Annotated in this window: 11 protein-coding genes; 7 read left to right on the plus strand and 4 right to left on the minus strand. The window is 48.0% G+C overall.

The window, feature by feature from the left end; genetic code table 11:
- Positions 1-62 precede the first annotated feature (62 nt).
- The 4 genes from BLL41_RS00905 (at position 63) to BLL41_RS00920 (ending at position 3,477) form a co-directional block, all read left to right on the plus strand.
- Positions 63-686, plus strand: coding sequence for a TVP38/TMEM64 family protein (locus BLL41_RS00905; protein ID WP_010886465.1), 624 nt, complete (start codon positions 63-65; stop codon positions 684-686).
- A 1-nt stretch (position 687) separates the two neighbouring features.
- Complete coding sequence (gene lepB, locus BLL41_RS00910) at positions 688-1,194, plus strand: signal peptidase I (RefSeq protein ID WP_071576453.1); 507 nt, start codon at positions 688-690, stop codon at positions 1,192-1,194.
- A gap of 179 nt (positions 1,195-1,373) precedes the next feature.
- Complete coding sequence (locus BLL41_RS00915) at positions 1,374-2,873, plus strand: monooxygenase (protein WP_083427891.1); 1,500 nt, start codon at positions 1,374-1,376, stop codon at positions 2,871-2,873.
- A gap of 76 nt (positions 2,874-2,949) precedes the next feature.
- Positions 2,950-3,477, plus strand: a complete 528-nt coding sequence (locus BLL41_RS00920; RefSeq protein WP_071576454.1) for a MarR family transcriptional regulator — start codon at positions 2,950-2,952, stop codon at positions 3,475-3,477.
- Positions 3,478-3,710: 233 nt separating this feature from the next.
- Here BLL41_RS00920 and BLL41_RS00925 read toward each other — a convergent pair whose 3' ends face one another.
- Both BLL41_RS00925 and BLL41_RS00930 read right to left on the minus strand, forming a co-directional pair.
- On the minus strand, positions 3,711-4,859 hold the full coding sequence (locus tag BLL41_RS00925) for an AbrB family transcriptional regulator (RefSeq protein ID WP_071576455.1): 1,149 nt from the start codon (positions 4,857-4,859) through the stop codon (positions 3,711-3,713).
- A gap of 107 nt (positions 4,860-4,966) precedes the next feature.
- A complete protein-coding gene (locus tag BLL41_RS00930; RefSeq protein WP_071576456.1) occupies positions 4,967-6,169 on the minus strand; it encodes an MDR family MFS transporter in 1,203 nt (400 codons plus the stop codon).
- A 113-nt stretch (positions 6,170-6,282) separates the two neighbouring features.
- On the opposite strand from BLL41_RS00930, the gene BLL41_RS00935 reads away from it, so the two are divergent.
- Positions 6,283-8,010, plus strand: coding sequence for an SgrR family transcriptional regulator (locus tag BLL41_RS00935; protein ID WP_071576457.1), 1,728 nt, complete (start codon positions 6,283-6,285; stop codon positions 8,008-8,010).
- 33 nt (positions 8,011-8,043) lie between these two features.
- Here the strand turns inward: BLL41_RS00935 and BLL41_RS00940 are convergent, their stop codons facing one another.
- Both BLL41_RS00940 and BLL41_RS00945 read right to left on the minus strand, forming a co-directional pair.
- A complete protein-coding gene (locus BLL41_RS00940; protein WP_071576458.1) occupies positions 8,044-8,373 on the minus strand; it encodes a four-helix bundle copper-binding protein in 330 nt (109 codons plus the stop codon).
- A 118-nt stretch (positions 8,374-8,491) separates the two neighbouring features.
- A complete protein-coding gene (locus BLL41_RS00945; protein ID WP_071576459.1) occupies positions 8,492-8,929 on the minus strand; it encodes a ferritin family protein in 438 nt (145 codons plus the stop codon).
- 183 nt (positions 8,930-9,112) lie between these two features.
- On the opposite strand from BLL41_RS00945, the gene addB reads away from it, so the two are divergent.
- The gene (gene addB / locus BLL41_RS00950) at positions 9,113-12,613 is read left to right on the plus strand and encodes a helicase-exonuclease AddAB subunit AddB (RefSeq protein ID WP_071576460.1); all 3,501 of its coding nucleotides are present in this window, start codon (positions 9,113-9,115) and stop codon (positions 12,611-12,613) included.
- A complete protein-coding gene (gene addA, locus BLL41_RS00955) occupies positions 12,600-16,304 on the plus strand; it encodes a helicase-exonuclease AddAB subunit AddA (protein ID WP_071576461.1) in 3,705 nt (1,234 codons plus the stop codon). Before addB ends, addA begins: the two co-directional genes overlap by 14 nt.
- Positions 16,305-16,358: the final 54 nt, after the last annotated feature.

Below are 16,358 nucleotides of genomic sequence, written 5' to 3' on the forward strand. Positions count from 1 at the left end.
CTTTTTAGTTTTCTGCTGATAATGTGTAGAATAAGGATAGACAAACCCGGTAAGGAGTATAAATGTTGGAGCATTTTTTATCCTATTTGACACAAGAACATTTAACTGAATTATTTCAAAGCTATAGGGCTTTCGGGCCACTCATAGCTGTGCTGCTGCCTTTAATTGAAGCGTTTCTTCCGTTTTTGCCGCTGATCGTGTTTGTGGTGGCGAATACGAACTCATTTGGCTTATGGGAAGGATTTATCCTGTCCTGGGCAGGATCAACTGCTGGTTCCATTCTCGTATTTTTGATCGTCCGTCAATACGGACAGAGAAAATTGCTTGGATTTATCCGCAGTCATCCGTCTGTCAGAAAGCTGATGTTATGGGTGGAAAGACACGGCTTCGGTCCTATGTTTCTTCTGCTTTGTTTTCCATTTACACCGTCAGCCGCAGTGAATGTTGTTGCCGGTTTGTCAAGGATCGGAACGCGGCCGTTTATTTTGGCGGCAGCCTCGGGGAAGCTTGTCATGATTTTTATGATCAGCTTCATCGGATATGATCTGCACGCGCTGATTACACAGCCGATTCGAACGGTCATCGCAGTATTGGTGATCACTGTCTTATGGTATGTCGGCAAAAAGGTGGAGCGGTATCTGCATGTAAGAGCCAGTCAGCGTGAGCATGATGGAGGGAGACAGTAACATGAAAAAACGGTTTTGGTTTCTTGCCGGTGTAATGTCCGTCGTTCTCGCCATTCAGGTTAAAAATGCCGTCTTTATTGATTACAAGGTAGAAGGTGTCAGTATGAACCCGACGTTTCAGGAAGGGAACGAATTGTTGGTCAATAAATTTTCACATCGATTTAAAACCATCCATCGTTTTGACATCGTCCTTTTTAAAGGCCCTGATCATAAAGTGCTGATTAAACGGGTAATCGGCTTGCCCGGTGAAACGATCAAATATCAAGATGATCAGCTGTATGTGAACGGAAAGCAGGTTGCTGAGCCATTTTTGAAGCATTTGAAATCTGTTTCTGCCGGAAGCCATGTAACGGGTGATTTTTCTTTGAAAGATGTGACGGGAACAAGCAAGGTGCCGAAAGGAAAATATTTTGTCGTTGGAGATAATCGCATATACAGCTTCGACAGCCGGCATTTTGGTCCGATAAGAGAAAAAAATATTGTCGGTGTGATTTCTGATGCCGAATAAAAAGACGCTAATTGAAGAGGCGTCTTTTTGTATGCTGTTTGGAAAAATGTGTTGAAGAAAAATTTGTAAGGAACTATAATTAAAATTGTTACGTCTGTAACAAAATTTATATATTTTTTGATTGGAGGTCCACTTTTATTGAGTTTTGTTCGTTTTTTATGAAACAAAAGGAGTGATGAATGGTGATGAAATATGAAGCAGTGATTATAGGTGGAGGGCCGGTCGGATTTATGCTGGCTTCTGAGCTTGCGATGGCCGGGGTGAAAACATGTGTGATTGAACGGCTTGAAAAACCTGTTCCGCATTCCAAAGCGTTGACGCTGCATCCCCGAACGCTGGAGCTCCTTGAGATGAGAGGGATTTTAGAGCGGTTCGTATCCAAGGGAAGCAAGATACCTTCCGGACATTTTTCAATGCTGGATACCCGTCTGGATTTTTCAGGCTTTGATACGAGCTGCCCTTACACGCTTTTGCTCCCGCAGTCCAAAACAGAAAAGCTGCTTGAAGATCATGCGCGAAGCCTGGGAACAGAGGTGTTTCGGGGTGCCGAGGCGCTGGCAGTTACGCAAAACGGGGAAGCGGTCCAAACGATTTTTAAAGATCGGGACGGCAGTGTACGGACAATCACAAGTAAGTTTGCCGTTGGTGCCGATGGCGGTGGAAGTACCGTCCGGAAACAGGCTGGAATTGAGTTTCCAGGAACAGACAGCACTGTCACCGCTGCGCTTGGGGATGTGGTGCTCCTTTCTCCGCCGCCGTCAGGCGTGCTGTCCCTTTGCACAAAAGAGGGCGGTGTTATGATTGTTCCGTTATCTCCAGACCGATACCGTGTCGTTGTGATCAGCCCTTATCGCACGCAGACGCCGAAAGATGTGCCTGTGACTGAGGAAGAGCTGAAAGCTGACCTCCTGCGAATTTGCGGAACTGACTTCGGTTTAACCGACCCTTCGTGGATGTCGCGGTTCGGGAACGCCGCGCGCCAAGCGAAACGGTATCGGGACGGCAGAATCTTTCTTGCGGGTGATGCCGCGCATATTCATTTTCCGGCGGGCGGGCAAGGGCTGAATGTCGGCCTTCAGGATGCAATGAACCTCGGGTGGAAACTGGCGGCGGCCATCAAAGGCTCTGCGCCTTCATGGCTTTTGGACAGCTATCATGACGAGCGGCACCCGGCAGCTGAAGGGCTCCTGAGAAACACGGAGGCACAGACAAGGCTGATCGATTTCACTCAAGCAGGCCTCCATTTGCGGGGGATGATGTCGGAGCTGCTGGCCTTCCCTGATGTGAATCGGCATGTAGCGGGGCAAATTTCTGCGCTCGATGTCAGATACGAAGCTGATCTCACCGTGCCGCCGCATCATTTGAACGGGGCAAGACTCCCTGATATGGAGCTGATTCTTCCCGACGCCAGTTCGGAACGGCTGTTCAGCCTTCTACGAAACGGGACATTCGTTTTGCTGTCGTTGATGCAGGAAGCTGATGATCATATCAAAGTGAAAGGCCTACGAACGGTAAACGCCTCGCTTGCAGAACCGAATGAAAAGTTGCGGGATGTGCATACCATATTGATTCGTCCTGATGGATATGTAGCCTGGGCGGTGGATGCATCAGCGCCCGATTGTGCCGAGGTGATTCAAAAAGGGATCAGCCGCTGGTTTTCCGTCACCAGCCGAGTATAATTCAATTCGATTGTTTCATCTGTAACAAAACGGTATGATAGAAGAAACAATCGAATGAAAAAGGATGGAAAACCCGATGAACACAGATCATACGAAACGCAATCTTTTTGAATTGTATGCGGAGCTCATTCATCAGCAGGAGAAATGGGAGGGGCTTATTAAAGCCTTTTTATCTGACGAATTGGGGAAGCTGGATGTAGAGCACGGGAGTAAATCTCAATTGACGATGACAGAAATTCATGTTTTGTCCTGTGTCGGGGACAATGAACCAATCAATGTCACGTCGATAGCAGAAAAAATGAATACGACAAAAGCGACTGTATCACGCATCAGCACAAAATTGCTCGGCGTGGGCTTCCTGCACAGAACACAGCTCAGCGATAATAAAAAGGAGATCTACTTCCGATTGACGCCTGCTGGAAAAAAGCTGCACAGTTTGCACAAATATTATCATCAGAAGGCTGAACAGCGTTTTCTGTCATTTTTTGACCGCTATACCGAGGAAGAGATACTTTTTGCGGAACGGCTGTTTCGTGATCTGGTGACAAAATGGTATCCGACGTCAGAAGAAATTGAAGGAGGTCTTCCCGGCATTTTTCAATAAAAAACACGCACTGCGGTGCGTGTTTTTCACGTTTCTTCTATTTGGAGGTAAATCAAGTTTCCTCCGGCTAAAATCTAAGCGGCAGTCCGGGTGAGCCGGTTGCCACCAAATTATAAATCAGCCAGATTCCTAAACATAGGGCATCGTATAAGTGCATTGGCTTCTTAGGACTGTCGCGCAGCAAAAGTGTTACTCTTTCTGCTGTAAGTGTACCATGGCAGGATTTTTTTCAATTAGGCATTGCCGCTGATCGACCCCTCTTTTCCTTTCTTTTCACCATGGAGATGGTGAAGCAGACGATAAAACGGCGGCAGCAGGGCAATGACAAGGATGACGCGGATAACCTGAACCGCAACGACAAAAGTGGAATCAGCATGTAATGTAACGGACGTCGTCGCCATCTCTGCAATCCCGCCGGGCGCAAATGCCAGAACAGAGGTGATGAGCGAGATTCCTGTCAGCTCGGAAACGATCACGGCGCTCAAAAACATAGCTGCGATTAAACCGACGGACGAGACAAACCCGACGATGATAATACGGGTGACGCCGGCAAACATGCTTTTGTACATTTTAGAGCCGATCGTTGCCCCGAGAAATACTTGTGATACATGGTTCGCTTGTGACGGCCACCATGCGGTCATGTCGTGCCCTATCACCGCAGCTCCGCCAACGTGTACAATGGCTACACCGAGCATGCTGCCAAGCAGCCATGGAGCCGGAAACTTTAAAAATTTCGCAGCTTTGCAGGCTCCCCAGGCAGCGAGAATAAGAATGACGGTCCACAAAACGGGAGCGAGCCTAAAATCTGTCGTTGCTGAAGAAAGCCCTGCTGCAGCACTTGTGGAACTGTCTTGTTTTGTATAGATCATGATAACCAAAAACGGAATGGAAAGGACCACGAGCAGCACCCGCATCATTTGTACGAGGCTGACAATGGCGGTGTTGGCGCCGACCTCCTGTGCGATGCTCGGCATGGCGGAAAGCCCGCCGGGAGCGGTGCCGACAAAGCTAGTCATCATATCCGTTTTGCTGAAACGCCAAAGCACATATCCTGACAGCATGGCCAGCAGGATAGACAATATCAGCATAACGCCGACTGAAAACCAATGGTCTTTGAGAACAGAGAGAACGGATAAATTCAGCTTTTGGCCCAATTCGATGCCGAGGATCATCTGCCCGAGGGCGAGCCATCGCCGATTAATTCCTTTTTGGTCTGGTGCCATCATCAGCCATGCCGGCCGTATCATGGCGAGGCAGCAGGCGACAATCAGCGTTCCGATCATCCATCCAATTGATATTCCAGTTAATGAAAGAATAAACCCCCCGGCTGCACTGATTGCGATAAACCATAGATCTTTGAGGAGATTTTCGTCTTTCTTCAATGTAAACCCTTCTTCCTTTTCGCGTAACACTCCAATTGTTCACGTAGTGAATGTATTTATTACTATAGTATATTTTTGTTGATAAAGAAATTATGAATTATTTTCTATTAGTGATTCACTTTTCTTATGACCTTATGTTCGAGCTTCTCTATTGTGTAAGCCAGGCATAAACCTGCTGCCAGCAGACACACGGCAAGGGCGTAAAATATCACTTCTCCGCCAAACGATGTCATGATCAGCCCGCCCGCGAGCGGTCCGATTGAGCGGGATATATCCCAATGCAGACCATAGACAGCATAGAACCGGCCAAGCAAATGAGGCGGTGCCAATTTCGAGATGAAGGTCTGGATGTGAGTTAATCCGATGCTTTCGCCAACCGTCATCACCGCTGCCGTCACTAAAAGCATTGTTAGGGATGTTGAGCATGCAAAGCCGGCAGCCGCAAGGGAGTAGCAGATATAAGTAATGAAAAGAATCGTTTTCATTGTAAGTTTTTCGGTCCCTTTGACAAGAGGAACCTGGAGAACAAAGCTGAATAAAGCCTTTGCTGCTGAGTAGATGGTCAGCGTCGACAGATAATCAGAAAACATGTTTTTGCTGAACAGTCGGTATGTTGTTTCTGTTTGCGCATATAACATGCTGATGGGGAGAGAAAGCAGCAAAAGAAGCAGGACGGGCCTGTATATCGTTAAGCTCGCAGACTTTTGCTGTGTCACAGTTAGGTTTAGCGGCTTTGTCTCAGGTAGTTTCAATGCAGCGATCAGAAAGTAGATAAACAATGCTGCAGCATCTAATGCAAATATCCACACGGGGTTATGATTGTACAGCAGAATCCCCACTAGCGGCCCTGCCGTCAGGCCCGCCGAATAGATCGCATCGATGACCGCAAACACTTCCGAACGCCTGCTTTCCGGCGTGCTTTCAGCGATTTGGGCGCGGGAAGCGGGAATGTACAACGATCTTCCGATGCCATTCATGACATAGAGAATAGCGAAAACATACGCATGCTCAGCAAATACAAACCCTGTCATTGCCGCTGATTGAAGAAGCAATGCGGTCAAAATCGCTGTGCGCCGCCCAAGCTGGTCCGTCATCCGTCCGGCAGCGAGCGTCAGGAAAAGATCAGCAAATGGCTGAAGGCTGATGATCAGCATTGGCATCATGACATTGCCGTTTAATTGTTCATGCAGATACAGCACCATAAAAGGTCCCATCATTGCACCTGTCAGGCTTGTCAGCATTTCGCCGAAAAAGCGGAGCCAAACGGGAGCGGTATATCTTGATTTAATAGATTGAAAGCTGGTCAGCATGTGATCGCCGCCTTTCGGTGTTTGTTATAGTAGTAGTGTATAGAAGGGACGGCGACCCAAAAAGTGAAGAAATGAAGAGATAAAAGTTCCCCTTTTGTCGGGAGGTGCGGGGATTGAAGCTAATTGAGCACTACGTGGCGCTTGTAAAAACAGGACGGGCTGAGTATGGGCAAATGAACGAAATGACGCTCACTGAGATTGCCGACTGTTTATTTTGTACGGAAAGAAATGCAAAGCTCATTTTACATAAGCTGGAGAACAGCAATTGGATTATTTGGGAAAGCGGGGCGGGGCGCGGCCGCAAATCTAAAATCGCGTTTCTTCGGAGGCCTGAGGAACTGCTTCTTCAAACTGCCAAGGAATATACCATGGCTGGAAAGCTTAAAAAGGCAAAGGAACTGCTTCAGCAGTATCAGTCCGCGTTTCCGGAGCTTCAAAACGAATATGGTATGTGGTTTTCTGAGGTATTTGGTTTTGTGACAGAGTCCGGTCGGGATGGAGAAAAGGATGTTCTCCGGCTGTTCATCTCCCCCGAATCTGTCAGCAGTTTTGATCCATGCCAAATATTTTTGCGGTCTGAGGGCCATTTCGTCAAACAGATATATGATACACTGCTCACGTTTGATCCGGATATGCAGGAGCCGAAGCCTCATTTGGTTCATGGATGGGAAGAGGACGGAAAAAAACGGTGGAGATTTTTTCTTCGAAAAGGTGTGTCGTTTCATAATAGGCAGCTGCTGACATCGCGGGACGTAGCGTTTACGTTTCAGCGCTTTTTGGAACTGGCTGACAACCCGTATAAATGGCTGCTGCACGGAGTGAAACAAGTCTTAGAAAAGGGCCCTTATTGTGTGGAGATCATACTCGATAAGCCGAATGAGTTTTTGCCGTATGCTCTTTGTGATGAACGGCTGTCCATATTGTCGGCAGAACAGGGCGGCGGGATCAATGGAACAGGGCCTTTTCGGGTGAATCAGCATAACGGCTGGATGCTTGTGCTTGAAGCCTATGAGCGCTACTTCAAGGGGCGCCCCTATTTGGATCGCGTGGAGTTTGTGTTTTCTGAACAAGCTGGTGAGATGAACGGATTTACCATTCAAGAAAAACAAACATGTCCTGAGCAGCAAACTATTTTTGATGAGCGGCATGTCCAGTATTTGTCGCTCAATCTGAAAAAGAAGGGGCCTCTTCAGCACCGAAGCTTTAGAAAAGCGCTCCGGCTGTTGATTTCTTCTGAACGGCTCGTTCGTGAAGCGGGAGGGCACCGAAGAATCCCGGTTACGTCCTTTTGGCATTCGAGTTCTTTTGAGTGGGAGGGCGTTTCGCCATCTGAATTGTTGAAGAAAAGCGGATACGAGGGCGAAACAATGGTGCTGTATACCTTTTCGGAAACGGATCATCGTGAGGACGCCGAATGGATTCAAAATATGTGCGCCCAACACGGTATCAGGCTTACACTTCAATTCTGTGATGCTGATGATCTGCGACGGCCGGAAGTCGTGCAGATGGCGGATATCATTCATGACAGTGCGACGTTTTATCAAGACAGCGAGTTTGGTTTTTTGCATTTGCTGCTGTCGGAAAACAGTTTCTTGAGGCAGCATCTATCTAAAAAGCTGATACAATTCTGCTCGGGAATGATGGAGCGGATGTTTTCCATGCCTGACCGCTGTTCGAGAATGAATATCCTGCGTGACATTGACCGTCAGCTTATACAGGAGCTGAATGCGATTCCGCTGTATCAAAATGTGCTTCGGGTGACATCAAGTAACAATGTAAAAGGCCTGGTGCTTGATGAAGAGGGATGGATTGATTTGTACTCCGTGTGGCTGTCCAAATAAAAAAGGGTTCAATGATTGAACCCTCTACGTCTTTTAAGACGCCGCCATGCTGCGGCATTGTTCAGCGCAGGCGAAGCAGGCTTTCGCACATGCTTGGCAATGATCGTGATCATGCTTTTCGCATTCAGTGCCGCACGCTTCACAAATATCGGCGCAAAGTGCACAAATTTCTTTCAAAAACGGGCTGTCGGTTTGCATGGCTTTGACTGCCAGCGCGCAAATATCTGCGCATTCCCTGTCAAGCCGGATGCAGCCGCTGAGATCGTGCTGCGCGCTTTCTTCCAGGCATTTTGTAAAACAATGATTGCAAGCCTCCATACAATCAATGCAAGCCTCAATACAAGCTTCTGAATATTGCTCCATGGTTGATTCCCCCTGTATGGCCGTGTATGGTTTTATGTTTCCCGTCTGCATTTGAAAAAAACGGAGGAATGTGTTTTTAGCTGAGTAGATATGTACATATACCCTAAAACGGGCATATCTAACGTTTGGCCAGATAGTATAGGAACCAGACAGCGTGATTTTGTTCATCACGTGCGGCGCGCGTAAAGACGCCTTTCGCTTTTAAGTTTGACGTTTCCTCCGCTGCACGCAAGTAAAAGTCGACGGTTTCTTGTTCATCTTTAAATGCGGCGTCCAGTCCTCTCGTGAAATTGTCCGGGCACTCTTCCGTTTGTTTCGGCATGATGTGCTTGCCGGTAATCGATCCGTACAGTGTGGAAAATTCACGAAGGTGGCGGATCTCGTCACGTCTGATTTCTTCAATCTGTTTTCTGACTTCATCGCGGTCGGCTAGTTCGGCAAGCCTGCGGTAGCATTGAATTGCACTGAATTCTCCGTTGATGGCCTTCTGCAAATTTCGAATCAAAACAGGATCTTCCCGGTATGGCACCGGATAGGGATAGTAACTGTAATGCAAGAGGATTCAACTCCATTCCTAGGAATTGGGCTTCTGTAAAAGTATATGTTGGGCAAGGAGAGATGTGCGGGGATAATCAGCTTTTTATATGTGAAAAGGCCGTTTTTACCAATAGATCAGATTGGTCATTTTCGTCAACATTCGATAAAATATATAAAGATAAAAAGAGAGGGGTCTTCTAATTTGGGAGCAGAGTTTTTAGTAGGCAGGTCCGGGAGTGGAAAAACGAAGCTGATCATCAACAGCATTCAGGATGAATTGCGCCGGGCTCCATTCGGGAAGCCGATCATTTTTCTAGTCCCGGATCAAATGACGTTTTTAATGGAATATGAGCTTGCTAAAACGCCAGATATGGGCGGGATGATACGCGCTCAAGTGTTCAGCTTTTCACGATTGGCCTGGCGCGTCCTTCAGCACACGGGAGGAATGAGCAGGCCGTTTCTGACGAGCACCGGCGTACAAATGCTCCTGCGCAAGCTCATTGAGGAGCATAAACAGGAGTTCAAAGTCTATCAAAAAGCGAGTGATAAAAGCGGGTTTACCGCACAGGTTGAGCGGATGCTGACAGAGTTTAAGCGCTATTGTCTGGAACCGGAGGATATCCGCCGGATGGCTGAAAGTGGAACGGCTTCCGAGTATCGCGGAGAACGTGTTTTATCTGAAAAGCTCCATGACTTATCGATTCTATATCAGCAAATGGAAAAAAGCCTCGCGGATCAATATCTTCATTCTGAGGATTATTTGACATTGCTGGCAGAGCATATCCCTCTTGCGGAAGATATAAAAGGCGCCCATATCTATGTGGATGGCTTTTATCAGTTTACACCGCAGGAGTTCAGGGTATTGGAGCAGCTTATGGTTCATGCGGAGCATATCACGTTTTCGCTCACAGCGGACAAGCCGTCATATGAGCGGGAGCCGCATGAACTGGAATTGTTCAGAATGACGGGGAAAACCTATTACCGCCTGCATCAGAAGGCGAAGGAACTGAATTTGGACATTACGTATAAAGAGCTGAGCGGGACTGAGCGGCATATAGAGACGCCGGAATTGGCCCATCTAGAGGCGCAGTATGAAGCGCGTCCGGCCGTTCCATACGCAGAAAAACAAGAAGCCCTTACTGTGATGCAGGCCGCAAACAGACGAGCTGAGCTGGAAGGCATTGCCCGGGAAATTCACGCCCTAGTCAGAGAGAAAGGATATCGCTATAAGGATGTAGCAATTCTTACGCGCCAGCCGGAAGACTACAAGGATATGGTCAAGGAAGTTTTCGCAGATTACGAAATTCCTTATTTCATTGACGGAAAAGCATCTATGCTGAACCATCCGTTAATCGAATTTATCCGGTCAAGCCTTGATGTTCTGAAAGGGAATTGGCGTTATGAAGCGGTGTTTCGCTGTGTGAAAACCGAACTGCTATTCCCGCTCAATGAACCGAAGGCCAAAGTGAGAGAACAGGTCGATCAGCTCGAAAATTACTGTATCGCCTATGGTATCAAAGGCGACCGCTGGACAAAGGGCGACCGGTTCCAATACAGGCGTTTTGTGTCATTGGATGATGATTTTGCGCAGACTGATCAGGAAATCGAAATGGAAAACATGTTGAATGACACCCGCGACTGGATTGTTCCGCCGCTTTTTCAGCTTCAAAAACGCATGAAAAAAGCGAAGACGGTTCAAGAGAAGGCAGAGGCGCTCTATCGTTATTTAGAAGAGACGGATGTGCCGCTGAAGCTGGATCAGGAAAGGCAGCGTGCTGAGGAAGACGGCAGAATCATTGAAGCGCAGCAGCATCAGCAGGCGTGGGACGCAGTCATTCAGCTGCTTGAGGAGTTTGTTGAAATGATGGGAGATGATGAGATTTCTCTTGATTTGTTTCAGCAAATGATAGAAGCCGGCGCGGAGTCGCTTACATTTTCGCTTATTCCGCCTGCGCTTGACCAGGTGTTTGTCGGCAATATGGATTTGTCCAGAATGTATGGCACCTCCTGCACCTTTGTGCTTGGGGCAAACGACGGCGTTCTGCCGGCACGCCCTGATGAAAACGGGGTCCTGTCGGATGATGACCGGGAATGGCTGAAAACGATTGGGGTTGAGCTCTCCTCAGGCGGACGGGAGCGTTTGCTTGATGAGCACTTCCTGATCTACATGGCGTTTTCAAGTCCGTCTGACCGGCTTTATGTATCGTATCCGATTGCTGATGCGGAAGGAAAAACGCTTTTGCCGTCGATGATCGTTAAGCGGCTGGAAGAACTGTTTCCGCATCATAAGGAGCGCCTGTTAACAAATGAACCTGAACAGGTCAGCGATGAGGAACAGCTGATGTATGTCGTCAATAAAAGCGTGGCACAGTCCTTTACCGCGAGCCAGCTCAGGTTATGGACGCGGGAATACGACATCAGCGACGTCTGGTGGAGCACGTACAATGTGCTGATGAGTGAGCCGGACAGGCTGCAATCGAAAAAGCTGTTCTCAAGCCTGTTTTTCCGGAATGAAGTGAAGCAGCTTGAACGCAGTGTGTCAAGACAGCTCTATGGTGAACGCATTCAGGGCAGTGTATCGAGAATGGAAACCTTTAACGCATGCCCGTTTTCCCATTTTGCGTCACACGGGCTGCAACTGAAGGAACGGCAATTCTTCAAGCTTGAAGCACCGGATATCGGCCAGCTGTTTCATTCCAGCTTAAAGCTGATTTCAGACAGGCTGCGTGAGCAAAAGCTGGATTGGCGCGATTTAACGAAAGAGCAGTGCGAGCTGTTTTCCTATGATGCGGTAGAGCGGCTGGCACCGAAACTTCAAAAGGAAATTTTGCTCAGCTCAAACCGGCATTATTATGTGAAGGAAAAACTGCAAAAAATTGTGACACGTGTGTCCGGCATTTTAAGCGAGCATGCGAAAGCGAGCGGATTCGTACCGATCGGGCTTGAACTGGGCTTTGGAGGAAAAGGGCCGCTTCCGCCGCTGACCTTTCAACTGAAAAACGGCTGTACGATGGAACTCGTCGGGCGAATTGACCGTGTTGATAAGGCTGAAAGCTCAAAAGGCCTGCTCCTCAGGATTGTCGATTATAAATCAAGTGACAAAGGCCTTGACTTAGCGGAGGTATATTACGGATTGGCGCTGCAAATGCTGACGTACCTTGATTTATCGATTACACATTCAGCTGACTGGCTCGGAATGAGGGCAACGCCAGCCGGAGTGCTGTATTTCCATATTCATGACCCGATGATTCAATCTAATCTCCCGCTCGGGCTTGGCGAGATTGAACAGGAGATCTTTAAGAAATTTAAAATGAAGGGCCTGCTCCTCGGCGATCAGGAAGTGGTTCGCCTCATGGATACAACCCTTCAAGAGGGACGGTCAAATATCATCAACGCCGGCCTGAAAAAAGACGGCTCTCTCAGATCAGACTCGGCAGCAGTCGGTGAAAAGGAATTTGATCTTTTGACAAAGCATGTGCGCCGTACCTTCCAAGAAGCAGGCGAACAAATTACCGATGGACGCGTATCCATTGAGCCGTACAAAATGAAGAACAAGACGCCGTGCACATATTGTGCGTTCAAATCAGTGTGCCAATTTGATGAATCACTAGAGGAAAACGAGTATCGCCCATTAAAAGCTGAAAAAGACAAGACGATACTTGAGTGGATAAAAAAGGAGGCGGAAGGCAATGAACATTCCTAAACCGGCAGACAGCACATGGACAGATGACCAATGGAATGCCATTGTTTCAACCGGCCAGGATATTCTCGTGGCAGCGGCTGCGGGCTCTGGTAAAACCGCTGTGCTCGTTGAACGAATGATTCGGAAAATCACCGCGGAGGAAAACCCGATTGATGTAGACCGCCTTCTCGTTGTGACATTTACAAACGCCTCAGCGGCAGAGATGAAGCACCGAATTGCGGATGCCTTGGAAAAAGAGCTTGTACAGCGCCCCGGCTCGCTGCATATCAGACGCCAGCTTTCTCTTTTGAATCGGGCCAGCATTTCGACGCTTCATTCCTTTTGCCTGCAAGTGCTGAAGAAATATTACTACTTGATCGATCTTGATCCGGGCTTTCGGATAGCTGATCAGACGGAAGGCGAGCTGCTGGGAGATGAAGTGCTTGACGAGCTGTTTGAAGACGAATACGCAAAGGGCGAAAAGGCGTTTTTTGAGCTTGTTGACCGCTACACGACAGACCGGCACGATCTGGATCTGCAATTTCTCGTTAAACAGGTGTACGAGTATTCCCGATCCCATCCCAACCCGGAGACGTGGCTGGAAAGCTTTGTTCATTTGTATGATGTATCAGAAAAGAGCGACATCGAGGAGCTGCCGTTTTATCAATATGTCAAAGAGGATATTGTAATGGTGCTTAACGGGGCGAAGGAAAAGCTCTTGCGTGCGCTTGAGCTGACGAAAGCGCCGGGCGGCCCGGCGCCGCGTGCTGAAAATTTTCTTGATGATCTTGCGCAGATTGATGAACTGATTCAGCATCAGGACGATTTTAGTGAACTATATCATCGTGTGCCCGCCGTCTCTTTTAAGCGTGCCAAAGCAGTAAAAGGGGATGAGTTCGATCCAGCGCTCCTTGATGAGGCGACAGATTTGAGAAATGGCGCAAAAAAACTGCTTGAAAAGCTCAAAACCGACTACTTTACGCGAAGTCCTGAACAGCACTTGAAAAGCTTAGCAGAGATGAAGCCTGTCATTGAAACGCTCGTACAGCTTGTCATCAGCTATGGAAAACGATTCGAAGCTGCGAAACAGGAAAAATCAATCATCGATTTTTCTGATTTGGAGCATTACTGTTTAGCGATTTTGACAGCTGAGAATGACAAAGGTGAACATGAGCCGAGCGAGGCTGCAAGGTTTTATCAGGAACAGTTTCATGAGGTGCTCGTTGACGAATATCAAGATACCAACCTCGTGCAGGAATCGATTCTGCAGCTCGTCACAAGCGGGCCGGAGGAGACTGGCAACCTGTTTATGGTAGGAGATGTCAAACAGTCGATTTATCGATTCAGGCTTGCGGAGCCGCTTCTTTTCCTCTCAAAATACAAACGGTTTACAGAGAGCGGAGATGGCACGGGGCGGAAAATCGACTTAAATAAAAATTTCCGAAGCCGGGCTGATATTTTAGACAGCACAAACTTTTTATTTAAACAGCTGATGGGCGGAAAAATCGGTGAGGTCGATTATGACGAGCAGGCTGAGCTGAAGCTTGGTGCGGCGTATCCGGACAATGACGAGACGGAAACGGAGCTGCTGCTGATCGACAACGCAGAAGATACGGATGCAAACGAGGAAGCAGAAGAGCTTGAAACCGTGCAGTTCGAGGCCAAAGCCATCGCTAAGGAAATTCGCAAGCTGATTTCATCGCCATTTAAGGTGTATGACGGAAAAATGAAAACACATCGCAATATTCAATACCGAGATATTGTGATTTTGCTCCGCTCCATGCCGTGGGCTCCGCAAATCATGGAGGAGCTGAGAGCACAGGGCATACCGGTTTACGCCAATTTAACGTCAGGTTATTTCGAAGCGGTCGAAGTCGCCGTCGCGCTTTCTGTGCTGAAGGTAATCGATAATCCGTATCAGGATATACCGCTTGCCTCTGTGCTGCGTTCACCGATTGTCGGAGCAGATGAAAACGAGCTGTCTTTGATCCGGCTTGAAAATAAAAAAGCGCCGTACTATGAGGCGATGAAAGACTACCTGGCTGCTGGTGACCGGAACGATGAGCTTTATCAAAAGCTGTTTACGTTTTACGGACATCTGCAAAAATGGCGCGTCTTTTCGAAAAACCACTCAGTATCTGAGCTGATTTGGGAAGTATACCGCGACACGAAATACATGGACTATGTCGGCGGGATGCCGGGCGGAAAACAGCGCCAGGCCAATTTGCGTGTTCTTTATGACAGGGCGCGTCAATATGAATCAACGGCTTTTCGCGGCTTGTTCCGTTTCCTGCGGTTTATCGAACGCATGCAGGAGCGGGGCGATGATCTTGGTACGGCGAGAGCGCTCAGCGAGCAGGAGGATGTTGTCCGCTTAATGACGATCCACAGCAGCAAAGGACTCGAGTTTCCAGTCGTGTTTGCAGCGGGTCTCGGCCGGAATTTCAACATGATGGATTTAAATAAATCGTACCTGCTGGACAAGGAGCTCGGATTCGGCACCAAGTATATTCATCCGCAATTGCGCATCAGCTACCCGACGCTGCCTCTCATTGCGATGAAGAAAAAAATGCGCAGGGAGCTGCTGTCAGAGGAATTGCGTGTTCTCTATGTTGCATTAACGAGAGCGAAGGAAAAGCTGTTTCTGATTGGCTCGTGCAAGGATCATCAGAAACAGCTCGCAAAATGGCAGGCATCCGCGTCCCAAACTGATTGGCTTCTTCCGGAATTTGACCGCTATCAGGCGAAAACGTATTTAGATTTCATCGGACCGGCTCTTGCCAGACATAGAGAATTGGAGGCTTTGGCTGGAAACGGTGCACCAGCACACGCTGATATCTCAGGCCATCCGGCTCGTTTTGCCATTCAAATGATTCATTCCTATGATTTGCTTGATGATGATTTGGAAGAAAGAATGGAAGAAAAAAGCGAACGTCTGGAAGCGATCCGCCGAGGTGAACCAGTTCCCGGCTCGTTTGCGTTTGATGAAAAAGCCCGCGAGCAGCTGAACTGGACCTACCCGCATCAAGAGGTGACACAAATTCGGACAAAGCAGTCGGTTTCTGAGATCAAGAGAAAAAGAGAGTACGAGGATGAATACAGCGGCAGGGCCCCTGTAAAACCGGCTGACGGAAGCATTCTGTACAGACGTCCCGCTTTTATGATGAAAAAAGGCCTGACAGCGGCAGAGAAAGGAACTGCCATGCATACGGTGATGCAGCATATCCCGTTGTCACATGTGCCGTCGATAGAAGAAGCTGAGCAGACGGTTCAAAGGCTTTATGAAAAAGAGCTGCTCACTGAAGAACAAAAAGACGCTATTGATATAGAAGAAATCGTGCAATTTTTCCATACAGAAATTGGGGGACAGCTGATCGGTGCTAAATGGAAGGACCGGGAAATACCTTTCAGCTTAGCGCTCCCGGCTAAGGAGATCTATCCTGATGCAGAGGAGGCGGATGAGCCGCTTTTAGTGCAGGGTATCATTGACTGTCTCTATGAAACTGAGGACGGATTATATTTATTGGATTATAAGTCGGACCGGATTGAGGGCAAATTCCAACACGGATTTGAAGGAGCGGCCCCGATCTTGAAGAAACGATACGATACCCAAATTCAGCTGTACACGAAGGCAGTTGAGCAAATTGCAAAAACAAAGGTAAAGGGATGTGCGCTTTATTTCTTTGACGGGGGGCACATTCTCACATTATAGCGAGATCCATAAGCTCCGGGATTTCAGGCGGAGCGGATCTCGTTTTCTATATAA

This window comes from Bacillus sp. FMQ74, assembly GCF_001875785.1.
GTDB classification, from domain to species: Bacteria; Bacillota; Bacilli; order Bacillales; family Bacillaceae; genus Bacillus; species Bacillus stercoris.

Bases quoted from the DNA above. Each gene is read 5' to 3' on its own strand.
- addA (WP_071576461.1), top strand. From the start codon at position 12,600: ATGAACATTCCTAAACCGGCAGACAGCACATGGACAGATGACCAATGG.
- BLL41_RS00940 (WP_071576458.1), bottom strand. From the start codon at position 8,373: ATGGAGCAATATTCAGAAGCTTGTATTGAGGCTTGCATTGATTGTATG.
- BLL41_RS00920 (WP_071576454.1), top strand. From the start codon at position 2,950: ATGAACACAGATCATACGAAACGCAATCTTTTTGAATTGTATGCGGAG.
- BLL41_RS00915 (WP_083427891.1), top strand. From the start codon at position 1,374: ATGGTGATGAAATATGAAGCAGTGATTATAGGTGGAGGGCCGGTCGGA.
- BLL41_RS00905 (WP_010886465.1), top strand. From the start codon at position 63: ATGTTGGAGCATTTTTTATCCTATTTGACACAAGAACATTTAACTGAA.
- lepB (WP_071576453.1), top strand. From the start codon at position 688: ATGAAAAAACGGTTTTGGTTTCTTGCCGGTGTAATGTCCGTCGTTCTC.
- BLL41_RS00930 (WP_071576456.1), bottom strand. From the start codon at position 6,169: ATGCTGACCAGCTTTCAATCTATTAAATCAAGATATACCGCTCCCGTT.